The 24,956-nt window shown below is 46.0% G+C and carries 25 protein-coding genes; 11 read left to right on the top strand and 14 right to left on the bottom strand.

Annotated elements, in window-relative coordinates; all coding sequences use genetic code 11:
- Positions 1 to 21 precede the first annotated feature (21 nt).
- The 3 genes from AOC29_RS06995 (at position 22) to AOC29_RS06985 (ending at position 2,155) form a co-directional block, all read left to right on the top strand.
- On the top strand, positions 22 to 1,032 hold the full coding sequence (locus tag AOC29_RS06995; RefSeq protein WP_251369951.1) for a tripartite tricarboxylate transporter substrate binding protein: 1,011 nt from the start codon (positions 22 to 24) through the stop codon (positions 1,030 to 1,032).
- A gap of 161 nt (positions 1,033 to 1,193) precedes the next feature.
- On the top strand, positions 1,194 to 1,649 hold the full coding sequence (locus AOC29_RS06990; protein ID WP_251369950.1) for a hypothetical protein: 456 nt from the start codon (positions 1,194 to 1,196) through the stop codon (positions 1,647 to 1,649).
- Between the two features lie 44 nt (positions 1,650 to 1,693).
- Complete coding sequence (locus tag AOC29_RS06985; protein WP_215295057.1) at positions 1,694 to 2,155, top strand: glycine zipper family protein; 462 nt, start codon at positions 1,694 to 1,696, stop codon at positions 2,153 to 2,155.
- A gap of 14 nt (positions 2,156 to 2,169) precedes the next feature.
- On the opposite strand, the gene AOC29_RS06980 is transcribed toward AOC29_RS06985, so the two are convergent.
- The 5 genes from AOC29_RS06980 to trxA form a co-directional block, all read right to left on the bottom strand.
- Positions 2,170 to 3,561, bottom strand: coding sequence for an MATE family efflux transporter (locus AOC29_RS06980; protein ID WP_215295055.1), 1,392 nt, complete (start codon positions 3,559 to 3,561; stop codon positions 2,170 to 2,172).
- 3 nt (positions 3,562 to 3,564) lie between these two features.
- Positions 3,565 to 5,283, bottom strand: a complete 1,719-nt coding sequence (locus AOC29_RS06975; protein ID WP_215295053.1) for a glycosyltransferase family 39 protein — start codon at positions 5,281 to 5,283, stop codon at positions 3,565 to 3,567.
- A gap of 102 nt (positions 5,284 to 5,385) precedes the next feature.
- Positions 5,386 to 5,733 (bottom strand): type B 50S ribosomal protein L31, encoded by a 348-nt coding sequence (locus tag AOC29_RS06970; RefSeq protein WP_215295051.1) that lies wholly within the window; start codon positions 5,731 to 5,733, stop codon positions 5,386 to 5,388.
- Between the two features lie 176 nt (positions 5,734 to 5,909).
- Positions 5,910 to 7,172, bottom strand: a complete 1,263-nt coding sequence (rho, locus tag AOC29_RS06965; protein WP_011903147.1) for a transcription termination factor Rho — start codon at positions 7,170 to 7,172, stop codon at positions 5,910 to 5,912.
- A 262-nt stretch (positions 7,173 to 7,434) separates the two neighbouring features.
- Positions 7,435 to 7,761 (bottom strand): thioredoxin TrxA, encoded by a 327-nt coding sequence (gene trxA / locus AOC29_RS06960; protein WP_068948270.1) that lies wholly within the window; start codon positions 7,759 to 7,761, stop codon positions 7,435 to 7,437.
- Between the two features lie 122 nt (positions 7,762 to 7,883).
- Between trxA and AOC29_RS06955 the strand changes: the two genes are divergently transcribed.
- Positions 7,884 to 10,868: a PD-(D/E)XK nuclease family protein gene (locus AOC29_RS06955; protein WP_215295049.1), complete on the top strand. Its 2,985-nt coding sequence runs from the start codon at positions 7,884 to 7,886 to the stop codon at positions 10,866 to 10,868.
- Positions 10,865 to 14,428: an exodeoxyribonuclease V subunit beta gene (locus AOC29_RS06950; RefSeq protein ID WP_251369949.1), complete on the top strand. Its 3,564-nt coding sequence runs from the start codon at positions 10,865 to 10,867 to the stop codon at positions 14,426 to 14,428. Before AOC29_RS06955 ends, AOC29_RS06950 begins: the two co-directional genes overlap by 4 nt.
- A 194-nt stretch (positions 14,429 to 14,622) precedes the next feature.
- On the opposite strand, the gene AOC29_RS06945 is transcribed toward AOC29_RS06950, so the two are convergent.
- Positions 14,623 to 14,931 carry a helix-turn-helix domain-containing protein gene (locus tag AOC29_RS06945; RefSeq protein ID WP_215295047.1) on the bottom strand — a complete coding sequence of 103 codons (309 nt, stop codon included), beginning with the start codon at positions 14,929 to 14,931 and terminating at the stop codon, positions 14,623 to 14,625.
- Positions 14,928 to 15,251: a type II toxin-antitoxin system RelE/ParE family toxin gene (locus AOC29_RS06940; protein WP_215295045.1), complete on the bottom strand. Its 324-nt coding sequence runs from the start codon at positions 15,249 to 15,251 to the stop codon at positions 14,928 to 14,930. Before AOC29_RS06940 ends, AOC29_RS06945 begins: the two co-directional genes overlap by 4 nt.
- 168 nt (positions 15,252 to 15,419) lie before the next feature.
- Between AOC29_RS06940 and AOC29_RS06935 the strand changes: the two genes are divergently transcribed.
- Positions 15,420 to 16,241, top strand: coding sequence for a M48 family metallopeptidase (locus tag AOC29_RS06935; RefSeq protein WP_215295043.1), 822 nt, complete (start codon positions 15,420 to 15,422; stop codon positions 16,239 to 16,241).
- A 95-nt stretch (positions 16,242 to 16,336) separates the two neighbouring features.
- Here the strand turns inward: AOC29_RS06935 and AOC29_RS06930 are convergent, their stop codons facing one another.
- Together AOC29_RS06930 and AOC29_RS06925 are read right to left on the bottom strand one after the other, a co-directional pair.
- Positions 16,337 to 17,287 (bottom strand): tripartite tricarboxylate transporter substrate binding protein, encoded by a 951-nt coding sequence (locus AOC29_RS06930; RefSeq protein ID WP_215295041.1) that lies wholly within the window; start codon positions 17,285 to 17,287, stop codon positions 16,337 to 16,339.
- Positions 17,284 to 18,351: a tartrate dehydrogenase gene (locus AOC29_RS06925; protein WP_215295040.1), complete on the bottom strand. Its 1,068-nt coding sequence runs from the start codon at positions 18,349 to 18,351 to the stop codon at positions 17,284 to 17,286. Before AOC29_RS06925 ends, AOC29_RS06930 begins: the two co-directional genes overlap by 4 nt.
- 205 nt (positions 18,352 to 18,556) lie before the next feature.
- Between AOC29_RS06925 and AOC29_RS06920 the strand changes: the two genes are divergently transcribed.
- From AOC29_RS06920 to AOC29_RS06910, 3 genes are all read left to right on the top strand, one after another.
- The gene (locus tag AOC29_RS06920) at positions 18,557 to 19,060 is read left to right on the top strand and encodes a LexA family transcriptional regulator (protein WP_251369948.1); all 504 of its coding nucleotides are present in this window, start codon (positions 18,557 to 18,559) and stop codon (positions 19,058 to 19,060) included.
- Complete coding sequence (locus tag AOC29_RS06915) at positions 19,057 to 20,367, top strand: Y-family DNA polymerase (protein ID WP_215295038.1); 1,311 nt, start codon at positions 19,057 to 19,059, stop codon at positions 20,365 to 20,367. The genes AOC29_RS06920 and AOC29_RS06915 overlap by 4 nt, the downstream gene beginning before the upstream one ends.
- A 119-nt stretch (positions 20,368 to 20,486) precedes the next feature.
- Positions 20,487 to 20,630 (top strand): hypothetical protein, encoded by a 144-nt coding sequence (locus AOC29_RS06910; protein WP_215295036.1) that lies wholly within the window; start codon positions 20,487 to 20,489, stop codon positions 20,628 to 20,630.
- A 66-nt stretch (positions 20,631 to 20,696) separates the two neighbouring features.
- On the opposite strand, the gene AOC29_RS06905 is transcribed toward AOC29_RS06910, so the two are convergent.
- The 3 genes from AOC29_RS06905 to AOC29_RS06895 form a co-directional block, all read right to left on the bottom strand.
- Entirely contained in the window at positions 20,697 to 20,984 is a 288-nt protein-coding gene (locus AOC29_RS06905; protein WP_215295034.1) for an XRE family transcriptional regulator, read from the bottom strand.
- Positions 20,981 to 21,328 (bottom strand): type II toxin-antitoxin system RelE/ParE family toxin, encoded by a 348-nt coding sequence (locus tag AOC29_RS06900; protein WP_215295032.1) that lies wholly within the window; start codon positions 21,326 to 21,328, stop codon positions 20,981 to 20,983. Before AOC29_RS06900 ends, AOC29_RS06905 begins: the two co-directional genes overlap by 4 nt.
- 138 nt (positions 21,329 to 21,466) lie before the next feature.
- On the bottom strand, positions 21,467 to 21,637 hold the full coding sequence (locus AOC29_RS06895) for a hypothetical protein (RefSeq protein WP_215295030.1): 171 nt from the start codon (positions 21,635 to 21,637) through the stop codon (positions 21,467 to 21,469).
- A 219-nt stretch (positions 21,638 to 21,856) separates the two neighbouring features.
- On the opposite strand from AOC29_RS06895, the gene AOC29_RS06890 reads away from it, so the two are divergent.
- Positions 21,857 to 22,219 (top strand): YkgJ family cysteine cluster protein, encoded by a 363-nt coding sequence (locus AOC29_RS06890; protein WP_215295028.1) that lies wholly within the window; start codon positions 21,857 to 21,859, stop codon positions 22,217 to 22,219.
- On the opposite strand, the gene AOC29_RS06885 is transcribed toward AOC29_RS06890, so the two are convergent.
- Both AOC29_RS06885 and AOC29_RS06880 read right to left on the bottom strand, forming a co-directional pair.
- Positions 22,216 to 23,178: a tripartite tricarboxylate transporter substrate binding protein gene (locus AOC29_RS06885; protein ID WP_215295026.1), complete on the bottom strand. Its 963-nt coding sequence runs from the start codon at positions 23,176 to 23,178 to the stop codon at positions 22,216 to 22,218. The genes AOC29_RS06890 and AOC29_RS06885 overlap by 4 nt on opposite strands.
- A 14-nt stretch (positions 23,179 to 23,192) precedes the next feature.
- Entirely contained in the window at positions 23,193 to 24,020 is an 828-nt protein-coding gene (locus AOC29_RS06880) for an amidohydrolase (RefSeq protein ID WP_215295024.1), read from the bottom strand.
- A 66-nt stretch (positions 24,021 to 24,086) separates the two neighbouring features.
- On the opposite strand from AOC29_RS06880, the gene AOC29_RS06875 reads away from it, so the two are divergent.
- Positions 24,087 to 24,947, top strand: coding sequence for an oxaloacetate decarboxylase (locus AOC29_RS06875; RefSeq protein WP_215297421.1), 861 nt, complete (start codon positions 24,087 to 24,089; stop codon positions 24,945 to 24,947).
- The last annotated feature ends 9 nt before the right edge of the window (positions 24,948 to 24,956 follow it).

Genomic DNA, 24,956 nt, shown 5'->3' with positions numbered 1-24,956 from the left:
CCCACTAGGTTGGGCTTTAAGATGATGCGATTCTCTAAGGCAGCTAAGAGCCTGCTTCTATTCATATGCTTCAGTGCAGTGACGCTCTTAGTGCAAGCTCAAGCTCAAGCAGATCTTCAAAAAAGTACCCACTGGCCAAAACAATCTATTCGAATTGTGGTGACCTTTACTCCTGGTGGGGCACCTGATATTTTGGCGCGCGTGTTAGCAGAAAGTTGGCAACAAAGTTTGGGTGTACCGGTCTTAGTTGAAAACCGTCCCGGCTACGGTGGCAACATCGGTGCTGATCTCGTAGCCAAGAGTGAGCCTGATGGTTACACGCTCCTGATTGGCACGGTAGGCATCCATGCGATCAATAGTGCACTTTATGACAAGATGTCCTTTGACCCCGTTAAAGACTTTACGCCTATTAGCTTCTTGGCTAGCACTCCTAATGTACTCATTGTTAATAAACAACTGGGCGTGAATAACTTGCAAGAGCTCATTGAACTTGCAAAAGCCAAACCCAATCAACTGACCTTTGGTTCTTCAGGCGTAGGTACTTCATTGCATATGTCCGGTGAATTATTTAAAGAGATGGCTGGCGTACAAATTCGGCATATTCCGTATAAGGGGCGCGCACAGTCCTTACCAGATTTAGTCAGTGGTCGTATCTCCATGCTCTTTGATAACTTGTCATCTTCACTGCCTTTAATTAAAACTGGTGAAGTGCAGGCTTTAGGTGTCACTACCCTCAAGCGTTCTCAAGCTGCCCCCGACATTCCCACATTGGCAGAACAGGGCTTGCCTGGATTTGAGGCAGTTTCTTGGTTTTCTTTAATGGCGCCAGCGAACTTACCGCCTGCCGTTCAAAAGCGTCTCAATCAGTTAACTAGAAAAACGCTGAATAATCCTGAAGTTAGAACTCGTCTTTTGGCAGGGGGCTTAGATCCCGCCCCGGGAAGCCCCAATGAGCTTTCTAAATTGATTACCCAGGAGTCTGCTAAATGGAGTAGGGTAGTAAAGCAATCTGGAGCAAAATTAGATCAGTAGGGTGGCACTAATAACAGTGCTAATAAATAAGTTATTTTCTTGTCAGCTTGAGTGAATTTGAGGCGTTAGTAATAGTAAGACATTGATAGTAAAACCAGTAAAAACTAGAATATCAGTATCAAGAAATAGAAGACCACGTAGGACCAAATGGGGGGTCAATCATGAAACAGATCAATCAATTCAGTATCTTAGGAGTCGCCTTAGCTGCTCTACTGGCATTTGCTCCTGTAGCTGCTCAAGCAGGCAATGTGGGTTGGAATGTCTCAGTTGGCGGTGGCCATGGCGGTTACGGTGGTGGTTGGCGTCCTGCCGCCTACGGTCCTGGTTGGGGCCATGGTTACGGACCAGGTTGGCGTGGTAATTGGGCTTATGGTGGCGGGTATTACGGCCCATATGCTAACTACTACTCACCTCCCGTAGTTTATGCTCCGCCTGTAGTCTACATGCCGCCTCAGCAACCAATGGTATTGGCAGCTCAGCCTCAGCCGGCAGTTTGGTATTACTGTGAAGCTAGCGGCAAGTATTTCCCATACGCACAAGAGTGTCCAACAGGTTGGCAGATACAAGCAGCAACGCCACCTACGAGCAACACTCAACCAAGACGTCCACAGTATTGATGCTGTATTTATCCAGCTTATTTCAGAATATTTAAAGGTTTTTTATGAAACGATTTGCTCGTATCGCAGTATTGACTGTTTCTGTATGCACTTCACTAGCTGGATGCGTATCTGCGCCAACTGGACCTACGATTGCGATCATGCCGCGCGAAGGTAAACCGTTTGAGGTGTTTCAACAAGAAGATAAGCAGTGCCGTGAGTTTGCTGACAATGCTGTCAAAGATACCAGTAATGCTGCCTTAAAAGAAGGTGCTACCAGTGCAGCTATTGGTGCCGCCTTAGGCGCCGCTGCTGGCGCAGTGATTCAGGGTGGTAGTAGTCCGAACATTGGTACTGGCGCAGGTGTTGGTTTATTGGGTGGCGCTGCGATGGGTGCTATGAACTCAGCTGGCAAACAAAACCAAGCGCAAACTCAATACAACATTGCCTACCAACAATGTATGTACTCTAAAGGTAATCAGGTTCCTAGTTATGCGGCACCTGCCTCAGGACCGAGCTACCGCTAAGTTCCGCAGTAGTTTTACAGCTCGACTGGCGGATGCGTTTTCTCATAGCGCTCCGCCGTTCTTCTAAATAAGTAGAGTAGTAAGCAGCCAGCTAATCCCAGGCTAATGCTGTTGCCAGCCCAAAAGCCATTGGCACCTTGCAAGAATATGGGCGTATTACCTAATACATTAAAGCCCATCAAGTAACCGCCACCAAGACCTACACCCCAGAGTGAGCCTGCATAAATGAGCATAGGCCAAAAGGCGATCCGATATGCTCGCAAAATAAATGCGGCAGTCACTTGCAAGGCATCAAAGATTTGATAAAAAGCAATAAACAAAAAGAGGGGTATGGAAAATGCTTTCACTTCCTCTGGTGGATCATATAAATCTAATAGCTGAATGCGGAACACCCAGACAGCAATACCAATCATGATGCACAAAGTGGTTGTAAAGAAAACCGAGGACCAACCAATTTCTTCAGCGCGCTCTGGCTTGTTAGCACCAATCGATTGAGATACTAAAGTCATCGTGGCAATCGAGAGTGAGAGTGGCACCATATAAATTACGGTTCCCATATTGGCCACAATTTGATGCCCCGCTAGAGCAGTAGTGCCTAAACGCGCAATAAACAAGGACATGAAGGTAAAGGAGGTGACTTCAATCAGATAGCTAAAGCCAATCGGCGTACCTAGCTTTAACAAAGTCCAAATGCGAGGCCAATCAGGTAGGCTAAAGCGCTCGAATATCTTGAAGGGTAGATAAAAGCGATCAAACAGTACAAAGCCTAGAGTCATTAACAGCCAAGACCAGTTGATGATGACAGTAGCTACTGCACAGCCTGGGCCACCCATCCCTTCAATGCCTAAGCCGCCATAAATAAACAGAAGATTTAAGGGAATCTTCAGACCTAATCCAATTAATTGCACCACGGTAATGACTGTAGGGCGGGAGACGGCGTTATGTAATCCCATGAGGATGCGCATACCCATACTTGCTGGTAAGCCAAGCGCCAAGATACTGAGATATAGCCTTGCCTTATCTTCAATATCAGAACTGATTTGCGAGATCGCCAATAAATGATCTGCATTGAGTAAGATAAAACAACCGAGAATAGATAAACCTAAAGCAAGCCAAGTTGCTTGACGAACTTCTTCGCCAATCTCGCTATAGCGTTTTGCGCCAAAAAGTTGCCCAGCGATTGGAGCGAGAGCAGACACGACGCCAGTGAGACCAACATAGATACTAATGAAGATGGCTGAAGCCATGGCTAATGCTGCTAGATCATCGGCAGAGTAACGTGCCGTCATTGCAGTATCTAAAACCCCAAAGGTAATCACTGCGAGTTGACCAATGAGCAGAGGACCGGCGAGTTTTAGTAGAGCGGGAACGTCCTCACGTAGGCGTGATAGCTTAAAGTGCAGCACGCCTTATTCCGGAATCACTTCGTATAGACGCAAACGCTCATCGCGGTCAGCGGCGCGACGATCTTCCCAGAGAAGGCGAAGTTTTTTGTTATTAAGTTGCGCGTAGGCTTTTGCTTCAGATTGGTTATGCGTCAGCATCCAAGGACAATCTGGATCATCACGTAAAGTCAGTTTAGTAAAGTAGTCAAATGAGGCTAACTGGGCCGAACCAATATTGCTGGTGTTAATGCATCCGCCGCCTGTAGGAACTACTTGTGCCAGACGAGCAGATACCGGACGATAGGTTTTAGCAAAGTTAATAGTAGGTAGCCATAGAGTCATGAGTAATACCCACATCAAGGTAGTACCTGATGCCGAGATAATCAAGCAGCGCCAGATTTCTTTAGGGGCGCGCGATGTTCTCCAGCGCACCACCGAGAGCCAGACGCCAGTAATCGCAAGTGCGACGATAAACGCAAGCCAATTCAATTGACCTTCAAAACCGGGAAGTAAGCGTGCAATATTGGCAGCGGTAGATTCTGGATAGCCGGTAACTTTTGCGAGCCAGATAATCCAAATGGCTAAGGCAATTAGCGTAAAGCTGAACATCGCAAACCAATCAATAAAGCTGATGATGCTGCGCTTGAGAATCGGTAAGCTAAAAGCAGCGATGATCGACAGACTAGGAATCATGATCATCAGATCATGTTCATTTGCCTCAAGGCGGAATAGGACGTAAATCAAGGTACCAATAAATAAGCTCAGCGGAATACAAAGGTGGGGAGCGCGCCAAGACCCTGCTTCTTTAACGCGACCCCAGTGCCCTAAAGAGATCAATGCTAATGGCCATACCGGCCAGGCATAAGCCCAGAAGTTCACACTCAAAAAACTTAAGGATTCAAGCGATGGAGTAGAACGCATCTCCGGCATATTGCGCCAGCCTTCTTGAGCAATGTGGCGCCAGCCAGCTGGTAGGTCAGCTAGGTACCAAAGCGCTGGCCAAATCGCAAAACCAATGAGACCTAAAACAGTACTGGTCAAAGTCCAACGAAAGCGTAACTTAGCATTACTAGCGATCACCGCAATGATGGTCGAGGTGACAACGATCAGACTTAAAGTGAGATTGCTAGATAGCGCTACGATCGCAATACCAAGGCCGGTCCATAATCCCCCTTGCCATGGTTTGTCTAATCCACGTACAGTGCCATAGAGCACGATACTAATACCCATTAGTTGCGCCATCATCGGCGTTGTTTCATGAGCACGCTGAGCAAGACCGACGCAAGCTAAGAAGATCAACAATGCGCCATCGGCAAGCGTCATGCCATAACTTTTCAGGTCAGGCTGTCCACCCACTGCAAAAGCCATCGGCTGCACTTCACGGCGACGACCTAATAAATACGTGGCATACCAAATTGCCAGTGCAGCAGCAAAAAAGCAAATCGCGGAATATAAGCGCGCTGCATTAGCAGCGCCAATGAAGCCGCCAAATAATTTAATGAGAGTGGCGCCCATCCAGTAAGGCAATGGTGTACCTAATGAAACATCACGACCTGCTAAGTGAGGCACGAGCCAATCGATCGAGTTGCCGCGAAACAAAGTCCACATGCCCCCAAAACCAATTGCATCTTCATTCTTCCAAGGATCACGGAAGAAGAGACCTGCAAAACCATAAATCAAAGTCAACGCAAAAATAATGATGCGCGGAATCGATTTAGTAGCAGCGGCAGTGAGTTTGACCATGAACTTTATTTAAACAAAAACAAGCAATAAAAAAGGCAGCAAACGCTGCCTTGATTATCTCGCAGAGAAGGGCATTGCCATACCCTGCGAATATGAAGTGTATTAAGCCTTCTTCTTAGCTGACTTTTCAGCAGCTTTAGCTTCTGCAGCAGCCGCTTTTTTCTCAGCCGTTTTAGCAGCGCCATCACCGGCAGCCTTAGCAACCGCTTTGGTACCGAATTTCTGACGGAATTTCTCAACACGACCAGCGGTATCCATGATTTTTTGGGTACCAGTGTAGAAAGGGTGTGATTCAGATGAAGTCTCGATCTTGGCCAAAGGATATTCCTTGCCATCTTCCCACTTGATTGTCTCTTTAGTAGACATAGTGGAGCGAGTCTTGAAGCTGAAGTTATTGGAAACGTCTACAAATACGATTTCACGATATTCGGGGTGAATGCCAGGTTTCATTTTGAGTCCTATGAGCGGGGAGCCGTTTATGTCGCCGTTTGATGATGGCAACTTAAATACTTTCCCAAGTTAAAAGCAGTGATTGGTGCAACAAAGGCGAAATTATGCCATGAAATCAATAACAAAGCGCGCTTTTGGAGTCCAAAAGGGGCTAAATCACCCCCTAGACCCCTAAATTAGCCTCCGCGACGCATCAGGTCGAAGAATTCGCCGTTGTTTTTAGTCGATTTGAGCTTATCGACGATGAAGTTCATCGCCTCAATGTCATCCATATCAGCCAGCAATTTACGCAATACCCAGATCTTCTGGAGGTTTTCAGCTTTCACCAAGAGCTCCTCCCGACGGGTGCCAGACTTATTGAGGTTAATCGATGGGTAAACACGACGCTCAGCTAGACGACGCTCAAGATGAACTTCCATATTGCCGGTACCTTTGAACTCTTCATAGATGAGGTCATCCATCCGGCTACCGGTTTCAATCAGGGCAGTAGCGATGATGGTTAATGAACCGCCTTCTTCAATATTACGCGCTGCACCGAAGAAGCGTTTTGGACGTTGTAATGCGTTGGCATCCACACCACCAGAAAGTACTTTGCCTGATGAAGGCACTACGGTGTTGTAGGCGCGTGCTAAGCGAGTAATCGAGTCAAGCAAGATGATCACATCTTTACCCATCTCTACTAAACGTTTTGCTTTTTCAATCACCATCTCGGCAACTTGAACGTGACGGACCGCTGGCTCATCGAAAGTGGAGGCAACCACTTCACCGCGCACCGAGCGTTGCATCTCAGTCACCTCTTCAGGGCGCTCGTCAACGAGCAAGACGATGAGAATCGCTTCAGGATTATTTGCGGCAATAGCGTGTGCAATGTGTTGCATCATCACGGTCTTACCAGACTTTGGTGATGCTACGATCAGACCACGTTGGCCGTAACCAATGGGGGAGATCATGTCGATAATGCGGCCAGTCAAGTTTTCTTCTGCCTTGATATCGCGCTCAAGACTGATTACCCGGTTTGGGTGCAAAGGGGTTAAGTTCTCGAACATGATGCGGTTCTTGAGGGCTTCTGGAGCCAAACCGTTGATCTTGTCGACCTTTACCAAAGCAAAGTAACGCTCACCATCTTTAGGGGTGCGCACTTCACCCTCTACGCTGTCACCAGTGTGTAAGTTGAAGCGGCGAATCTGTGCTGGAGAGATATAAATATCGTCTGGAGAAGCCATATAAGAGGCTTCTGGAGAGCGCAAGAAGCCAAAGCCATCCGGCAAGACTTCCAAAGTGCCATCACCGAAAACGGTTTCACCAGCTTTAGCGCGTTTCTTCAGAATCGCAAACATCAATTCTTGTTTGCGCATCCGTTGCGTGTTTTCAATCTCCAAGCTAGCTGCCATTTCGAGCAGGGCAGATACGTGGAGGACTTTGAGTTCAGTTAATTGCATGTGGTTCTCGGGTGTTGATAAAAATGAATAAGGGAAATTTGTTTTGGGGTATCGCCGCGTTGATGGAGATCACGCAGAGATGGGAAGACAGAATTTTGGAGTTTGCTAAAAGAAGGGGGAGGTAAATTACTGGAAAGGGGCGCTCTCAAGAAGGCGCTGAACTACTGTTAAATGCAATACTACACTAAAAAACGGGTCTGGCAAGAGTTAGAAATAGGTAAATACCACAAGCTCAACGGGTGAACCTGTGGTCTGAGATGATTTACAGATGACTATCAATAAATGCAGTCAACTGAGATTTGGCCAAAGCGCCTACTTTTTGAGCAGCTACAGTGCCATTTTTGAATAAGATCAAGGTCGGAATGCCACGAATATTGAACTGGGCAGGGACACCTTGGTTCTCATCCACGTTCATTTTTGCGATTTGCAGCTTGTCGCCATACTCACCGGAGAGTTCCTCCAGGATGGGACCAATCATTTTGCAAGGACCACACCATTCAGCCCAGAAGTCGAGCAGTACAGGTTTATCGGACTTGAGGACGTCTTGTTCGAAAGAGGCGTCAGTTACATATTTAATGCCGGCACTCATGAAAATTCCTTATTTAGGCTTATTTAGCTACGCATTTAGCGAGTTGGTTAATTGTGGCGTTACAGAGCTTATATTAGCAATAAGCGAAACATTCTGCTCAAAATAGATAAATTACTCCATTCATGCTTCACCCATTCCCGACAATTTCCGATCAAAAGCAAGTGCAGCCATGGGCCATCACGCCTGATGCTACTGCGCTGGAACAGTTGGCAAGGGGTATTTGGGATGGTGCGGCGCAAACCCAGCAGCGCCCCTTAGTGGTACTCAGCACTGCAGGCCCCCTCATCGGGGTGAGGGCAGCACTTGAAAAATATCGACCGCAAAATCTCAATCCCAAGATTGCATTCTTGCCGCAAGTGATTAGTTTTGCCGATTGGTTGGAAGCAGCGCCAGGCGCATGGAAATTTCCAAAAAAACAAACGGATTTAGAGCGATGGTTGGGTGTCTACACCACTTTGCGTAAACATCCAGAATTGCAAGCGTGCTTTAAAGCAGAGAGTGAAACTGGCGCATGGGGGTTAGCGCAAGCGATTGTGGAAGCGTGCGACACCTTGTCCAAAGCAGTGTGCCCACAATTACAAAAACAATTCCATGCGTTGATGCAAGAGGATCAAGCTAAGCAGAGCAATATTGGTGAAGTCTGGGGTGATCAAGCGCAAGCATTATTGGATATGACCGTCGCCAAAGTCTATTCCGGGATGGCGCGAAAAGTGGTTGATCAAGAAACCAAAGTCTTGCTCACCTTCTGGCGCTATACCGCGAGCATGAGCGATCCAGTATTTCGGAATCAGTTTGCAATGGTGGCACACCTTGAAGCTATCGCAGCCGCTCAAGAAGTAAATCAAGCAAGACCTCTCATTTGGGTAGAGACTGCCGATCCCACGCCAATTGACCAAGAGATTATTAGCAACTTACTGAGTGAATATGCCCAATATGCGCCCGTTGTAGAGGTCAAGATGGTTTGGCGCGATGTGGGCTTGTGGTCAGAAGCGATTTGCATTGAAGATGACCTGCAGGCAAAGGCCCAGGCATTAAGCAATGCCAAACGGACACAAAGCAAAGCGTGGCGTCTGATCTCAGCGAAACGCTTCGAAGAACTGGCTTGGGCCGCTGCTAAAACTATTGAGCAACATCTTATCGATGGTAAGACCAAGCTAGCACTCGTTGCGCAAGATCGTTTAGTGGCGAGAAGGGCGCGAGCACTGCTGGCAAGATTGGGTCCCGCACTGAATATTCGTGATGAGACTGGTTGGAAGTTATCGACAACGCGTGCAGCGGCAGCCTTAAATAGTTGGTTGGAGCTCATCAAAGCGCCTAAGGATGGACCAAGTGCAAAAGCATTACTCGAGTTTTTGCAAAATCCCTTTCTGGATCTTGGAAAAGTTCTCAACCGAGATCCAGAAGCCTGTACTGGACTCATTGCAGAATTAGAAGATATCTTGGTGGCAAGCAAGGCCGAGTCTGGTTGGAAAACTTTCCACCTAGCTATTGAAGGCGCGCAAGATAATGCGGCCAAAACTTCAAGCAAATTGCCAAGCGCTGCTTTATTGGAGTTATTGCAGTTTGTTAGAGAGCGACATCATGAATGGCTGACGCTCAAGGTTGATTGCAATCAGGCTTATAGGCTGTTGCAAACCAATCTTCAAGATACAGGTATGGCGCAAAGCCTTCATCAAGACTCTGCTGGTAAGCAACTATTAGAGGTGCTCAAGACATTTGATTTAAGTAAGACGCAGTATCAAGCAGCACCTATTCGTTTAAGCGAGTGGCTGAGTTTGCTCAAAACCGTGATTGAAGGTGCAAGCTATCAAGAAGTTGGCAAGGAAGCCAAGGCAACTCTCAGCATCTTGCCACTGAGCTCAACGCGTCTGCGTGACTTTGAAGCAGTCGTAGTGGCAGGTTGCGATGAACAGCAGCTGCCAGCGTACTCAGAGCCGCCCTTATTTTTTTCAGATGCGCTCAATCAACTCTTAAAGACTTCTACCGTTGCAATGCAGTTTGTGCAGCAGGCGAGAGATCTTTCTCAACTGTTAGTGTCATGCCCCAAGGTTGATTTGCTTTGGCAAAGTAAGAGTAATAACGGAGAGCCGCTGAGACCAGCGGCATGGCTGCAGCGCTTACAAAATCAGCTTGGATGGCAGGCTATTCCCATACAGCTCAAAAAGCGAGCCTTTCAATCTAGTCCGATGGATATGGCAGTTGCGCATTTTGAAGAAGCATTGCCCATGCCCTTATCGATCAGTCCGAGTGCCTATAAGGCTCTTCGCGATTGTCCATATCGCTATTACGTGCGTAGCTTATTGGGTTTAAGAAAGAACAAAGGTTTTGATGAGGGCTTTGATGCTTCCTTAGCAGGGCAGACCTTACACAAATTACTCAAGCGTTTTTATCAAGCACTGAAAACTCAAGAACACACCAATCCGGCCATCAAGACAGATCAAGATCAAAGACGCGCCTGGATGGAAAAGAGTCTTACCATTCATTCGGAACAAGAGTTTGCTACTTTGATTGAGGGCGATGCCAGAGTGATGGGTACATTGCGAGATTGGCAAAAACAAATCCCAAGTTTTATTGATTGGCAATTGCAACGCGAGCAAGCGGGCTGGCAATACTTTGACGGCGAAGTCAAAGTTGGCTTTGATCTACCGTTTAAAGATACCGAAGGCGCTCCTAAAACGATTCGTATTGAGGGTTTTGCAGATCGCTATGACGTACAGGTCGGTGATAGCGCACTGGCCTCAGTGATTGATTACAAAAATCAACGCTTTGAGAGAGTCAAAGTACGCGCGGAGCATCTTTTAGATGACCCGCAATTATTGATCTATGCCCGTGCTGCTAACGAAGAGCAAGAAAATCATAAGCTCACGGGTCATGTAGTTCAGCAGGCAGAGTGGGTGGCGCTAAAAGCTGATCTTTCCAAGTGTGACCACAAAGCATTACGAGGTCAAGAGGTAGTCGATATGCCAGCCATGATGCAGCAGTTTTCTGAGCAAATCACAGAAGATATAGAGCAGCTGTGGGCTAAAAAGCCCATGCAAGCATTTGCGCCTGAAGGGGTGTGTCAATACTGTGAAGCGCGGGGCATTTGCAGAAAGGGGATCTGGTGAGTGATCCGCTAAATACGCAGCTCAATGCGCAGATGAACATACTTCCTGAGAAGCAAGCTTATTCAGAAAAGCTCGCCTGTGACCCCCAGCGTTCAGTCATTGTTTCTGCTTGCGCCGGCAGTGGTAAGACATGGTTACTCGTAGCAAGAATGGTGCGACTCTTGCTTGATGGTGTGAAACCTCAAGAGATTCTTGCATTAACATTTACACGCAAAGCGGCACAAGAGATGCGTGATCGCTTATATGGATTGCTAGAGCAGTTCTCAAAAAGTGATGACACCTCTTTAACAAAGGAGCTCATCGCTAGAGGTATGGAGCTAGAGCAAGCGGAGCAATCTTTAGCGAAGGCTAAAGCACTTTATGAGCAAGTGCTAGCAAACCCACAGCCAATTGTGATTGATACCTTTCATGGTTGGTTTGGCAGATTACTCGGTGCAGCGCCGGTGTCCTTGGGGATTCAGCCAGGATTTAAGTTGCGTGAAGACGCCAAGCGCCTGCAAGAAGAGTGTCTTGATGATTGGTGGGGTGATCTCACACCAGAACTCAAGGCGCATTATGACATCTTGCTGAACCATCTTGGCTCACACGAGACACAAAAGCTTTTAATGGGAAGAAGTAGCCTCTTTAAACAGAGGGGAGCATGGACTTTTTTTGCGAAGGATTGCAAACAAACCGGTAATAGTTCAATAGAGCGTTTAAAGCAAACGCTACCCAAACTCAATTTACCTAACCCATTAATTGCGCAGTGGGATGCGCCAAGCGCATTAGCTGATCTGGAGTTTTTAGCGCATTGCCTGAGGAATAGCAGTGCAAATGATCAAAAACTACTGCCCAATCTATTGCCGGCCATTGTATGTAAGCAGCGTGGTGGCAATGTGATGGATATTGCTGCCACCCTGCAAAGTGTCTTCTTAACAAAAGAGCCAGTAAAGTACCGAGCAGGCAACGATAGCGCTTTGAGCGCATTACAAACCTTTTTAAATAATGAAGGGATGTCCGACCGAGTTAGTGAACACATCAGCTTTAAGCAGTCTTGGGGTCACACTTTTGAGGAATATCTCCTCTGGCAGGCAGAGCAGGATGTCTTTGCCATGAACGAGGCCTGGTTTGCGCTCAATCAATCGATGATGGCGCACGCTAATGCTGCAAAAGAAAATATGCGCGTGCGTGACTTCGATGACTTAGAGATTGGCGTGAGCATGCTAATGGATGATTCCGCTAACGCTGCTTATCTACAGTCACGCTTAGATGCTAAATATAAACAAATCCTAGTGGATGAGTTTCAGGATACCAACCCATTGCAATGGCAAATTTTGCGAGCATGGTTAGCAGGCTATAGCGAAGGTGATGAGAAGCCTAAAGTGTTTATTGTGGGCGACCCTAAGCAATCGATTTATCGTTTTCGTCGTGCGGACCCAAGATTATTTGTGAGTGCAAGAGCGTTTTTGCATCAAAACTTAGGCGCAGCTTACATAGAGCAAGATAAAACACGTCGTAATGCAGATCAAATTAATACAGCGGTCAATATGATCTTCCAGAGTGAGCAGATTCCCCCAGAATATCCATATACCAAACAAGAAACTCTGTGGTCTAGCCCAACAGACCATCAGCCCACAGAGACTTATGCCAAAGAGGGTGAGATTTATTTACTTCCTTTAATACCCTATGCAGAAAAAGTTGAAGCAGTACGAGAGGGCAGTGCTTTTGATAAAGCGATTGCAGACTCTAGCGAGACGGTTGCAGTGGTTCAGCGTCAACAAGAAGGTGCATTGGTTGCTCGTCTCATTAAAGAAATTATCGCCACCCGTAAAGTGGTAGACAAAGAGGGGGGTAAAGAGTTTTGGAGAGAGGCAAGAGCAAGTGATTTCCTCTTATTGGTCAAGCGCCGTAAGTTTTTACCTCAATATGAGCGGGCGCTGCGTGAAGCAGACCTTGCGTATGAGAGCTCGCGCTTAGGTGGTTTGTTAAATACACTTGAGATCGATGACCTGATTGCTTTATTAACTGTGCTAGTGACCCCGCGTCATGATTTGCCATTAGCCCAAGTATTGCGCTGTCCTATCTTTGGCTTTACTGAAAAGCAAATGCAGCAGTTGGCCGTTGCCATGACATCAGGTCAATATCGTTCCTGGTGGGATGCTCTGCAAGATAGTCAGGATGCAAAATTACAGTTTGCAGCGCGTTATCTCCAGCACTGGCATTTACTCGGTGAGCGTCTACCAGTGCATGACTTATTAGATCGTATTTACCAAGAGGGTGATGTGCGCCTCAAATACGCCGCCGTCTGTCAGGATCTTGATCGTCCACAGGTATTGGCAAACTTAGATGCCTTTTTGGAAGTGGCGCTGAATCAAGATGGCGGTCAATACCCAAGCCTGAGTCGTTTTATTCAAGAAATTAATGCCAAGCGTCGTGGCGATGATGATGAAACACCTGATGAGGGTGATGTTGATGCGGCAAGTGATGACAATTTAGTCGACATTGATGAAGAAAGTGAGATGTCAGAAGAAGATCGCCATAAGCGTGTGCGCTTGATGACGATTCATGGAGCAAAAGGATTGGAATCTCCTTTTGTGATCATGTTAGATACCAATAACACCGATACTAATGTGGACTACAGCGGGGTATTGATTGATTGGGCGCCAGAAGAAGAGAGTCCTTCCCATCTATCCCTCTTTACTTCCAAAACATTAACTAGCCCTCGCGCTGAGATCAACGAAGAAGAAAAGCGTATTGGCGAAAATGAAAACTGGAACTTACTTTATGTGGCGATGACCCGTGCTCGCCAAGGTTTATGGATTAGTGGCGATGCCCAGAAACCCACTAAGAATAATCCCGATGGTTTAGATAAAACGTCTTGGTATGGCAAGGCCAATAGTGCTGAGTTAACGATTTATCAAGTTAACCAGGATCGGGTTGATAAGCCTAAAGATGTAACAGTTAAACCAAAGAGCGCTCCAGAAAGTGCCGTTGAAGATTTTGTCTTGGAGTGGAATCCGGCCCAAGAAAGTCATGCTCAATTGCTTCGTGATATTCAGGATGGCATCACGGTAGAAGTATTTGCTGGTGCAGGTGAGCAAACATCAGAACCTGATCCAGAGATCTTAGAGGAAGGTACACATTTTCATAAACTGCTGGAGTTTGTCACTGCCGACTCGACTAAAGCACAAGCAACACAGATGCCAAGCGAGCAAGAGGTGATAAATTGGCTTGGTGTAGATGAAGCCCATGCCCTGAAAGTGATCGAGCGCGCCCAGACAGTATTGGAAGCGCCAGAGCTCAGCAAGTATCTAACCTCAGGTCAATGGATTGCCGCATGGAATGAGTTAGATATTGCAAGTAAAGAAGGTAAGAGCTATCGCATGGATCGCTTGATTGAGTTAGATGACTACATCGCCATCATCGATTACAAGCTCACCATTCCAGCAGTAGGAACTGAGAAGTATGAAAAATATCGCGAGCAACTCCAAAACTACCGGGCTGAGTTAAGTCGTATCCGCAAGGACAAGCCTAATAAGGCTTATTTAATATCTTCCTTGGGTGAGATCAAGGAGCTTTAAAGCTTTTCGCACTCTTTTTTTCAGAGCTACGCCCCAGAGGTATTCCTCAACCATGAATTGTTCTGTGTTTGATTTCATTCCACTCTTCTTCTGCGAGGGGAAGAGGGTCTGGATCAGACATAGCCGCCTTTGTAATTACCTCATCCTCTTCTGCGCTGTGCCTAATAATTTTCTTCTTCATATTGCCTTGAAGATTACACCAAATGAAGTTCAATTCTTTTACCTAGAGCAGCCGCATACTTCCTGAGGGTATTTAGACTTGGGGAGTGTTTGCCACTAGCCAATGAGCTTTCTAATCTTGCAATTGCAGGGGCTTGAGTTCCCATGCGTTTAGCAATTTCTGCTTGGGAGAGCCCCGCTTTTTTTCTGGCGGCGAGTATCTCATCTAGAATCGCAAATTCTTCGCGATTCAGTTTAGCAACCGCTGCTTTGATAGCAGGATCCTTTAGCATCTTGCTAACCATTTGTTTATGGCTTAAGAGTTTAGTTTTTTTGATTGTCATTTATTCAACTCCTTCATGCGCTGCTTAGCAATTTTTATTTCAGTCTCCGGCGTCTTTTGAGTCTTTTTAATGAAGCTATGCAGCATCACAATCTCTCGTTTAATGAGCGTGCAGAAAAAAACCCTTGCAATGCCTTCGGCTCCTTTTAGTCGCAATTCAAATAAGCCGCCACCAAATGCATTGGTGTGCGGTAAACCCAAATTAGGCCCATATTCGATCATTCGTTCAGTTAAGCAAATGTAGCGTGCTTTTAGTGTGCAGGGTAGATCCATGATGTCTTCTTGAACCTCCTGACTGATATAAATAATGGAATATGTCATCGCACTGATGATAACAAATTTGTTAACATTGTATCAGGAAAGCACTTGAAAATGAAAGGGTTATGCATCTTGAATTACACCCAAAAGCCCCCATATAGGAGGGGAATAGCAAAAATCCCGAAACTAGGGATAATGAAATTCGCAAGAAACATCCTATAAGGAGTCATCATGAAAATGCGTAATCTAATTAATGTACTTGCTGGTTTATTTGCCGCTGCGGTATTGCTTGCTAGCAATCCCGTATTCGCTGAGGCATCTTTGCCAGAGATATATCAAGCTGTGCAATCTGGGCAGTTGGCTAAAGCCGATGCCATGATGAAAGAGGTTTTGCAGAACCATCCTAATAGTGCCAAAGCGCACTATGTAGCTGCTGAGCTTTATCTCAAAGAAGGTAAGCTCGATGCCGCACGCAATCACTTTGTCAAAGCAGAAAATCTTGCGCCAGGATTGCCATTTGCTCAACCGGAGTCTGTACAAAAACTCCAAGTGCAACTCGCTAGTGGTGCAGCAGGCTCTGCCGCTGCTCAAGGCTCAATTTTTAGCAATCCAATCTTTTGGGGTTTGATTGCGATCTTGGTAGTAGGCATCATTATTGTGATGAGACGTCGTAAGGCTGAGGCTGTGCAGGTCTACAACGCACCTAGCGCTGGTTACCCTGGCACTCCAGGTGGTCCTCCTGCTGGTTATCCAGGTGGTCCTGGCTACCCTGGAGCTCCAGCTGCAGGTGGCATGGGAAGTGGCTTGATGGGTAGCTTGGCTACTGGCGCTGCTTTAGGTGCTGGCATGGTTGCTGGTCAAGCCTTAGCAAACAATCTCATGGGCGGTCACGATGGCGGCCATTCCAGTGCAAACTCGAATCCGAACCTTACTCAAGTTGGTGGCCCCGCATCTTTAGATCCTAACTTTGGTGTGAATGACGCCAGCTCTTGGGATGATGGAGGTTCTAGTTCGTGGGATGACGGTGGTGGCGACTTTATGAGTGATGTCTGATTATGGGAGTATGACAATAGTAAGCGCCTAATAAAAAACCACCGAATCTCGGTGGTTTTTTATTAGAAGCAACAGCAATCAATATCTAACAAGGCTTACTTAATCATGCCTGCGTTCTTAGCATCTTCCATAGCTTGAGCCGTTTTCTCTTTTATGAAAGCAGGCATCTTGGCTAACGGTACATCTACCAATACAAATCCAGACTCTTCCAGTTTCTTTTTGGTCTCAGGATCGGCATTGAGTTGCGCAAAGTAGTCAGACATCTTTTGCTGTAAGACGAGTGGCGTGGCTTTTGGCAAAGCAACGCCGCGATAAGCACCGTCAACCCAGTTCAGACCCAGTTCTTTAAAGGTAGGCACATCTGGTAGCGCAGGGTTGCGTTTTTCAGTGGCGATCGCAAGAGTACGTACTTTGCCTTTTTGCTGAATCGCTAATGGCAGGTAACCCATCGCGCCATCGACGTGCATCCCAATTAAAGCGGTAATCAAATCACCGGTACCTTTAAAAGGAACGTAATTGATTTTGACACCCGCCAGTTTGTTCAAACGCTCCACTGCCATGTGGTTCGCTGAGAACTGGGCTGAGCCTGCTAAAGACATCTTGCCCGGCTCTTTTTTAGCTGCCGCAATAAATTCTTGATAAGTTTTGTAGGGACTATCTGCAGAAACCATTAAGGCATCGGGCGTGAAGTGATAGTAGTAGATAGCATTAATATCTTCGGTCTTGTACTGAATACCTTCTTGTAGAGGTTGCAAGATCGTATGGGGAATATTGACACCCACTACCGTAGTGCCGTCAGCAGGATAAGTATTCAGAGCACTCCATACTAGAGCGCCACCAGCACCAGCACGGTTAATCACCACCATCGGCTGCTTAAATTTTTTGGCAGAGATTTCAGCTTGGTAGCGTGCTACTAAGTCAGACTCCCCAGCAGGTGGGAAGGGAATGATGTACTGAATCGTTTTGTCTGGGAAGGGTTGGGCGCCTGCTCCCGACAGCAATCCAAGCGAAATAAAACAAGCACTCATGAATTTAATCAACTTCATTTAGAGATCTCCTCGATAACAGCATTCGTCACATCACTCATCATGGCGGTGCCACCTAAATCACGAGTATGTAACTTTGGATTGGCGGTCACCTTTTCAATGGCGGCCATTAACTTGGCGCCTAAAGTTTTTTCACCCAAGAAGTCGAGCATCATCACGGCAGACCAGAAGGTGCCAATGGGATTAGCAAGACCTTTACCCATGATGTCAAAGGCAGAACCATGAATCGGTTCAAACATTGAAGGGTAGCGACGCTCTGGATCAATATTGCCGGTGGGTGCAATGCCTAAGCTGCCTGCAAGTGCAGCAGCTAAGTCACTGAGTACATCAGCATGCAGGTTAGTCGCCACAATGGTGTCTAAAGACTCAGGGCGATTGACCATGCGTGCGGTAGCAGCGTCGACTAATTCTTTATCCCAAGTGACGTCTGGAAAATCTTTAGCCACGATATTAGCGATCTCATCCCACATCACCATGCCGTGGCGCTGCGCATTCGATTTAGTAATCACCGTGAGATGCTTGCGAGGGCGTGACTGGGCTAACTTAAAAGCATAACGTTGCACACGCTCAACTCCAACACGGGTGAGGATGCTCATATCGGAAGCCACTTCAATCGGATGGCCTTGGTGTGCTCTGCCACCTAAGCCAGAGTATTCGCCTTCGGAGTTCTCACGCACGATCACCCAATCGAGTTGATCCGGTTTGCAATTGCGTAGCGGAGTTTCAATACCAGGCAGAATGCGAGTAGGGCGCACGTTCGCATATTGATCAAAGCCTTGGCAAATTTTTAAACGCAATCCCCACAGCGTAATGTGATCCGGAATCTTTGGGTCGCCAGCTGAGCCAAACAAGATGGCATCTTTGGAGCGTAAAGGATCAAGACCATCCTCGGGCATCATGATGCCGTGCTTACGGTAGTAGTCACCACCCCAATCGAAGTGCTCAAATTCAAAAGCGACTTCAGGATGTTTTTTGCTTAAAGCGTTTAAAACCTTTTCGCATTCAGGAATAACTTCTTTGCCAATTCCATCGCCTGGAATGGATGCAATTTTGTACGTCTTCATGTGTCTCCTACTGTTCTTTTTATATAAGCTACTTCAGCAGTAACTTCTAGAGCCATTATGCAATCGCTTGTCCCCAAGTTTCCTTAGGGTGAACTCGGGTATGCCCATAAAAAGAGGGGTGAAATGGCGCCCATAGCCCCAAAACAACAAAAACGACCTCATTTTTACGGTTTTTACATATACTGTATAAACATACAGTATATTAATGACTATGACGCAACAAATGACCTCCCCAAAAGTAACCCTTAGCCAGGCCCCACAAGCCTTAGCTGGTCATTTTGCCGCCTATGAGTTCAAGCTCCTGAGTCATCGGATTTCTGCTGGGTTCCCCAGTCCAGCGGCAGATTACGCTGAGGATGGCTTAGATCTCAATCATTACCTAGTACAAAACAAACCAGCCACCTTCATGTTCACTGTGAAGGGGGATTCGATGCTGGGCGCGGGGATTTGCGATGGCGATAAGGTAGTTGTGGATAAAGCCCTCAAACCAAAACACAAAGACATCGTGGTAGCAGTGGTAGATGGTGAATACACCATCAAGCGCCTCTATCAATTACGTGGCCGCATTGAGCTACAACCTGAAAACCCCAACTATCAACCTATCACCTTTAGTGAAGGTAGTGAGTTGCAAATCTGGGGTGTCGTCGTTGGCGTCGTCCGTAAATACAGCAATGCCAGCACAAGATATAGCAAAGGGAGCAAGCAATGAGTATCTATTCACCATCAAACTCCTTATTCGCCTTAGTCGATGTGAATAACTTCTATGTTTCTTGCGAACGGGTGTTTCAGCCTAAGTTAGAAGAAGTGCCGATGGTGGTGCTCTCAAACAATGATGGTTGCGCGGTAGCGCGTAGTGCCGAAGTCAAGGCCTTAGGTGTAAAGACGGGAACACCTTGGTTTCAGATGCAAGATCTGGCAAAAAAGCATGGCATTCAAGCTTACTCATCAAATTACACTTTATACGGTGATATGAGTAACCGCGTAGTGCAAGTATTACGCAGCTTTACACCTCATCTTGAGGTTTACAGTATCGATGAGAGTTTCTTACAAATTGAGACTGTCTTAAAACCATATCAAGACACGATTGAGTTAGGTCAAAAGATTAAACAGCAGGTCAAAGACACCACTGGCTTGCCAGTATGTGTTGGGATTGGCGCGAGTAAGACACTGGCTAAGCTGGCTAATCACTTGGCTAAAAAACACAAACAGTTTTCCGGTGTGTGTGATGTCAATGCCATGAATAAAGAAGAGCTCTATCAGTGGATGAGTGAGACTGAGGTAGGTGAGGTGTGGGGTATCGGCAGGCAAATTGCCAAGAAACTCAAGGCACAACATATTCATAGCGTGTTCGATCTCTTGCAAGCTTCACCACAGGCAATGCGTCAGCAGTTTGGTGTGGTGATGGAGCGCCTTTGTTATGAACTGCGAGGTGTCTCTTGTCTCAAGCTAGAAGAAGTGGCGCCAGCCAAACAGCAAATCATTGCTTCCCGCAGCTTTGGTAAGTTGGTCACGAGTCAGGCAGAGCTGGCCCAATCCGTCGCCACCCATGCAGCGCGGGCAGCAGAGAAGTTAAGAAGCCAAGACAGCGTGACGGGGGCGCTTACGGTATTTATTCAGACAAATCCGTTTAAGCAACATGAGCCACAGCATCATCAAAGTGTCACGATTCCACTATCAGATGCAACAGATAACACGCTGACGTTAACCAATGCAGCACTAGCAGGCCTTCAGCAAATTTATCAGCCGAACTTTCGCTACAAGAAGGCGGGCGTCATTCTTAATCTGATTAGCGATAAGCCAACGATTCAGCAATCCCTCTTTGAAGATATAGAAAGTAAAGGTAAGTCTGCACACCTGATGAAAGCTATGGACCAGATCAATACTCGTTTTGGTAATGCGGTAGTCAGATCTGCAGCTGCCGGTACAAACGGTAGCAAGCAAGTATGGCAAATGCGCTCAGGAAACAAGTCACCAAACTACACCACCCAGTGGGATGAATTACCAGTAGCTCGGTAAGAAAAAAGATGAAAAACAACAGTAAAACTAAGTATTGATTACTAGCTCATTTCGTGAGCTTTTGAACCACTAATCTGAATACATAGCAGCAAATTAAATAGCAAACAAGGAGAAAACAAATGGAAACATTGAGCAATCTAATGAACAACTTTAATGGCATCTCATTGGCCGTGATCATGATTCTGTCTTATTGCGCTGTGTTGAAAAACACCAAGCGTCATGAGGGTGAAACAAAGCGAGTATTTAATCGCAGATATCAGTAAAAGATAGTAAATGCAGTAGGTAGAAGGGGAATAAGGAAATCACGGATTCCTTATTCCCTTGCTCTTTTAAGCAGCCTTCAGTTCAAATTTAATAATCTTTCCCAGGGCAGCCGCCGCACTAGCAAGCGTAATGAGTGTCAGGCTGGTATCGCTCTCATCAAGTAGACGATTTAGGGCTGCACGGCTAGTATGCATTTTCTTAGCCATGGATGTTTTAGTGAGATTTTGTTTTTCCATTTCTCGCTCTATTTGCCAGGCTATAACGCGTTTCACTGCAATAGCAGTCGACTCCTCAAGGAGAGACTCCTCCCTTAGGAAATCGTCAAACTTACTGCCAATATTTTTTTTCTTCATAAACGTTTCCTTAACTGCTTAACTCTGGACTTTGCTAGATCTAAATCTGGTTTTGGAGTCTTCCGTTGCTTTTTTATAAATGCATGGATCAAAACCATGGCGTTACCATCCAAAACAAATAACACTCTGGCAATACCACTACTCAACTTGCTTCGAACCTCCCAAATGTCGTTATCAACATATCGCACTAGAGGCATGCCAAGAGGCCAACCAAATTGAACAGTTTTAAGATCTTCGCCCATTAATTTCTTATCTTTAGTAGATAGTGCTTTTAACCACTCCCTAACTGGTTCATTACTTGTATCGGAAGCAAAAAAGTACACATCTAGAATTGGAGTTTTCATCCCAATAGCGTACCAATAATGATACATATATTACATCAGAAATTACTGATTTGCATGTAGGAATAAATGATTGATGAGTTAATGCAAACACGGACTCTTTATTCCCTAATTCTTTTTAGACTTTGCATAATGACTGCATTAGTAATTAAAGTCACAATCATCATCGTAAAAACGATAATCTAATAGGATGTCTTTACGCGTCTTATGTTGCCAATGCAGCCGGTCTTTTAAAGCGTCATATTTAATGGTGTCGGCGTACTCATTAAAGTAGTCGTCATCTTCAGAGTGATAGTGGTGAATCCGCATCATTACCTCCTAGCGTTGTTAGGTTTTTGACCCAAAGACTGAGGAGCAATTTAAAAACAAGCGGTAAACAAATCAGTATTTCGCTCCGCAGATCTAATGCTTGTGCGAAGTCTGAGTAAACTGTGATGACATGTCTATCAAAAGGTAGAATATTTTGTATAAAACTCTAAATCATTGCCAAAAAACGACAGCGATCAAAGTGAAAGTAGTTGGTAGGTGACTATGACTCTTGAGAACCAACTGTCTACGGATGCCAATCCCTGCTTTGAATGTGGCCAATGCTGTCAGCATTTTCGAGTGAGTTTTTACCATGGAGAAATTGCCGGTAATGGTGCGGGTGTCGTTCCAGGAGAGCTGACAACAAAGCTTACAGACCACTTAGCCTGTATGAAGGGCACTGAAAAAGGTGGAGCGCCTTGTGTCGCGCTACGGCATACCCAAGCAGAAGGCTGGCGTTGCTCTATTTATGAACAGCGTCCCAGTCCTTGCCGAGAATTTAATATCCTCAACGAGGATGGAACACCTAACCCTGATTGCTTAAGACTACAAGAGGTCGCGAAACAGCGACGCCAAGAATTACCTTAACGCATATTCAAGGTCTTCGCGATCTGGCTAAATGCGGCGTACTCTTGATTGAGTTTATCTTGTAGTTCTTTGCCAGTTAAGATTGCAGAGGACTCACCAACTTCATCTAAGTAGCGCAATGTGTCAGGCTCTTTCATTGCCTTGCTATAAGCCTGAACAATTTGATTGATGCGTTCAGGTTTAGTGCCTTTAGGGGCTAAGATAATGCGCCAAAGCAAAGTCTCTTCTTTTGCAAGACCAATATCTTTTAATGAGCTTGCGTTAGGAAACTGTGCATTTCTGTTCACAGAGGAAACTAAGAGACATTTCGCCTTGCCAATATTGGCATGTTGTATTACCGGTGGAATAGAACCCACATAAATATCAATCTGATTGGATAAGAAACCAATAATAGTTTCACCAGCGCCTTTGTAGGGAACATCAACCGCTTCAATATTCTGTGGTCTAAAAATGCGCTCAGCAGCTAGCTGTGCTGGGCCACCTAAGCCATCAGTACCGTAGGTATATTTTTTAGGATTCTTACGCAGCTCTTCCATCAAGGATTTGCCATCATTTGCCGGAAAGTCAGGGCGTACACAAAAGATATAGGGCGCAGTAGAGAGCTGAATCACCGGAATATAGTCACTTGGGGTATAGGGTACTTTACTGGTCTGTGGAACTACTGTCACCGGTGAAGGCCACACGCCAGCAAGCGTATAGCCATCAGGCGCAGAGTTCACTACTTGGGCAAGACCAATCGTGCCGCCTGCCCCAGGAACGTTCTGAATACTGATTGGTCCACCAATAAAACGCTGTGCATCTTTTGACACTACTCTAAAGAGTGCATCAGTACCACCGCCAGGTGCAGTAGGCACAATCAATTTAGTCACTGTTTGTGCAGATAATGGGCTTTGCAATAAACTGATAGCGCTCAGACCAAATAGACATTTAGCAATTTTTTGAAGGAGAGAGTGGCCCATAGGAGTGTCCTAGTCTAAAAATGAAAAAGTGTTTTAGGGTTGTTGATGAAAATATCTTCCCAAATTGCCGGATCGTCAACTGCTGACTGAATCCAGTCGATGCAATCAGTATAAGTAAATAAATTTTCATGGCTAAGCCAGGGCCAATCGCTAGCCCAGACCAATTGTTTTGGATTTGCTGCGATCAAAGCATCGATGTAGGGCTTAATGCTAACGCCATTTAAATGGCCTAAGCGATATGGCGCAGAAAGCTTGACCCATACCTTGCCAGCATCAAGACCTCGCAAAGTATTCTGAAAGGAAAGACTATGAATACCGAGTTTTGGATCGGGATTGCCAAAGTGATCCAGAACCACAGTAGCGCCGCTTGCCAAAATTTGAGGAACGATATATTCCTGCAGGTGATCCTCTAAAAATAACTCGATATGCAGACCAAGGTCTTTTGCTAAACCAAGTAAGGTTCGATATTCAGGGCTATCGATATCAGGAATAGATTTCTTTTTAATCCAGTTAAGACGAATACCTACAACACCAAGCTCTCGCATCGATAGCAATTGGCGCTCTAAATCAGATTTAGGCAAACTTGGATCGGCGATGATCGTACCACGGAGTGTATTGGGGTAGCGACGGAGTGCTTCTAATAAGAGAGCGTTGTTAGGACCATAAAAACTGGGCGCTGTTAGTACCCCATGAGAAATGCCATGCGCACCCAAAACAGAAAGATATTCTTCAGCGCTGACATCGCGCATCGGGCGAGAATGGATTTCAGGAGCCAAAGGAAGGTCCACCGCCATGATGTGAGCGTGGCAATCAATTCCAGTGACGACCTGTTTTTCTTGCATCTGTCTCTCGGTTCATCCTTATAATTCTGTAAAAAGGAGACTACCATGCCGCAGCAAGATGGCCCAATGCACTTAGGTACGAGGTTGCGTAAGCTAATTAATGAGAGAAGAGGCTTGCTAGTGCCAGGAGCGGGCAATGCCCTAGCTGCTAGAGTGATTGAAGATGCTGGCTTTGAGGCAGTCTATCTCAGTGGGGCAGGTCTCACTAATCAGTTCTATGGTATTCCGGATCTGGGCTTTATTGGCTTGAATGATGTTGCGGCGCACACGGCTGCCATTCGAGATGTGATTCGACTTCCTCTGATTGTAGATATTGATGTTGGCTTTGGTAATGCGGTCAATGTTCATCACACCATTAAAGTACTCGAGCGTGCAGGTGCCAATGCGGTGCAAATCGAAGATCAAGCCATGCCTAAGCGTTGCGGCCACTTTGCAGGTAAAACGATCATTAGCAAAGAAGAGATGTGCGGCAAGATTAAAGCTGCAGTCGATGCGCGCACCCATGATGATTTTTTAATCATCGCCAGAACCGATGCTAGATCTGTTTATGGATTTGAAGATGCACTCGAACGAGCGCAAAGCTATGCGCAAGCTGGTGCAGATATGACATTCATTGAAGCCCCAGAGAGCGTAGAAGAAATGAAACTCATCGCAGCACAAACATATTGCCCACAGCTGATTAATATTGTCATTGGTGGTAAAACACCATCATTGCCAGCCAAAGACCTCGCTGCAATGGGTTTTGGAATCGTGCTTTACGCTAACGCTACTTTGCAGGGTGCGGTCCGCGGTATGAGTAATGCCTTAGAGCATCTCAAGAAAACTGGTGAGCTCAAAGAAGACTCTGCATTAGTAGCCACTTTTGCAGAGCGCCAAAGCGTTGTGAAAAAAGAAGACTTCGATGCATTAGAAAAGAAGTTCTCGTAAAGCAAAAAA

The sequence above is a fragment of the Polynucleobacter sp. JS-JIR-5-A7 genome, assembly GCF_018687935.1.
Classification (GTDB): domain Bacteria; phylum Pseudomonadota; class Gammaproteobacteria; order Burkholderiales; family Burkholderiaceae; genus Polynucleobacter.
The sequence above is the reverse complement of the archived record's forward strand: the minus strand, read 5'-3'. Positions and strand labels throughout refer to the sequence as shown.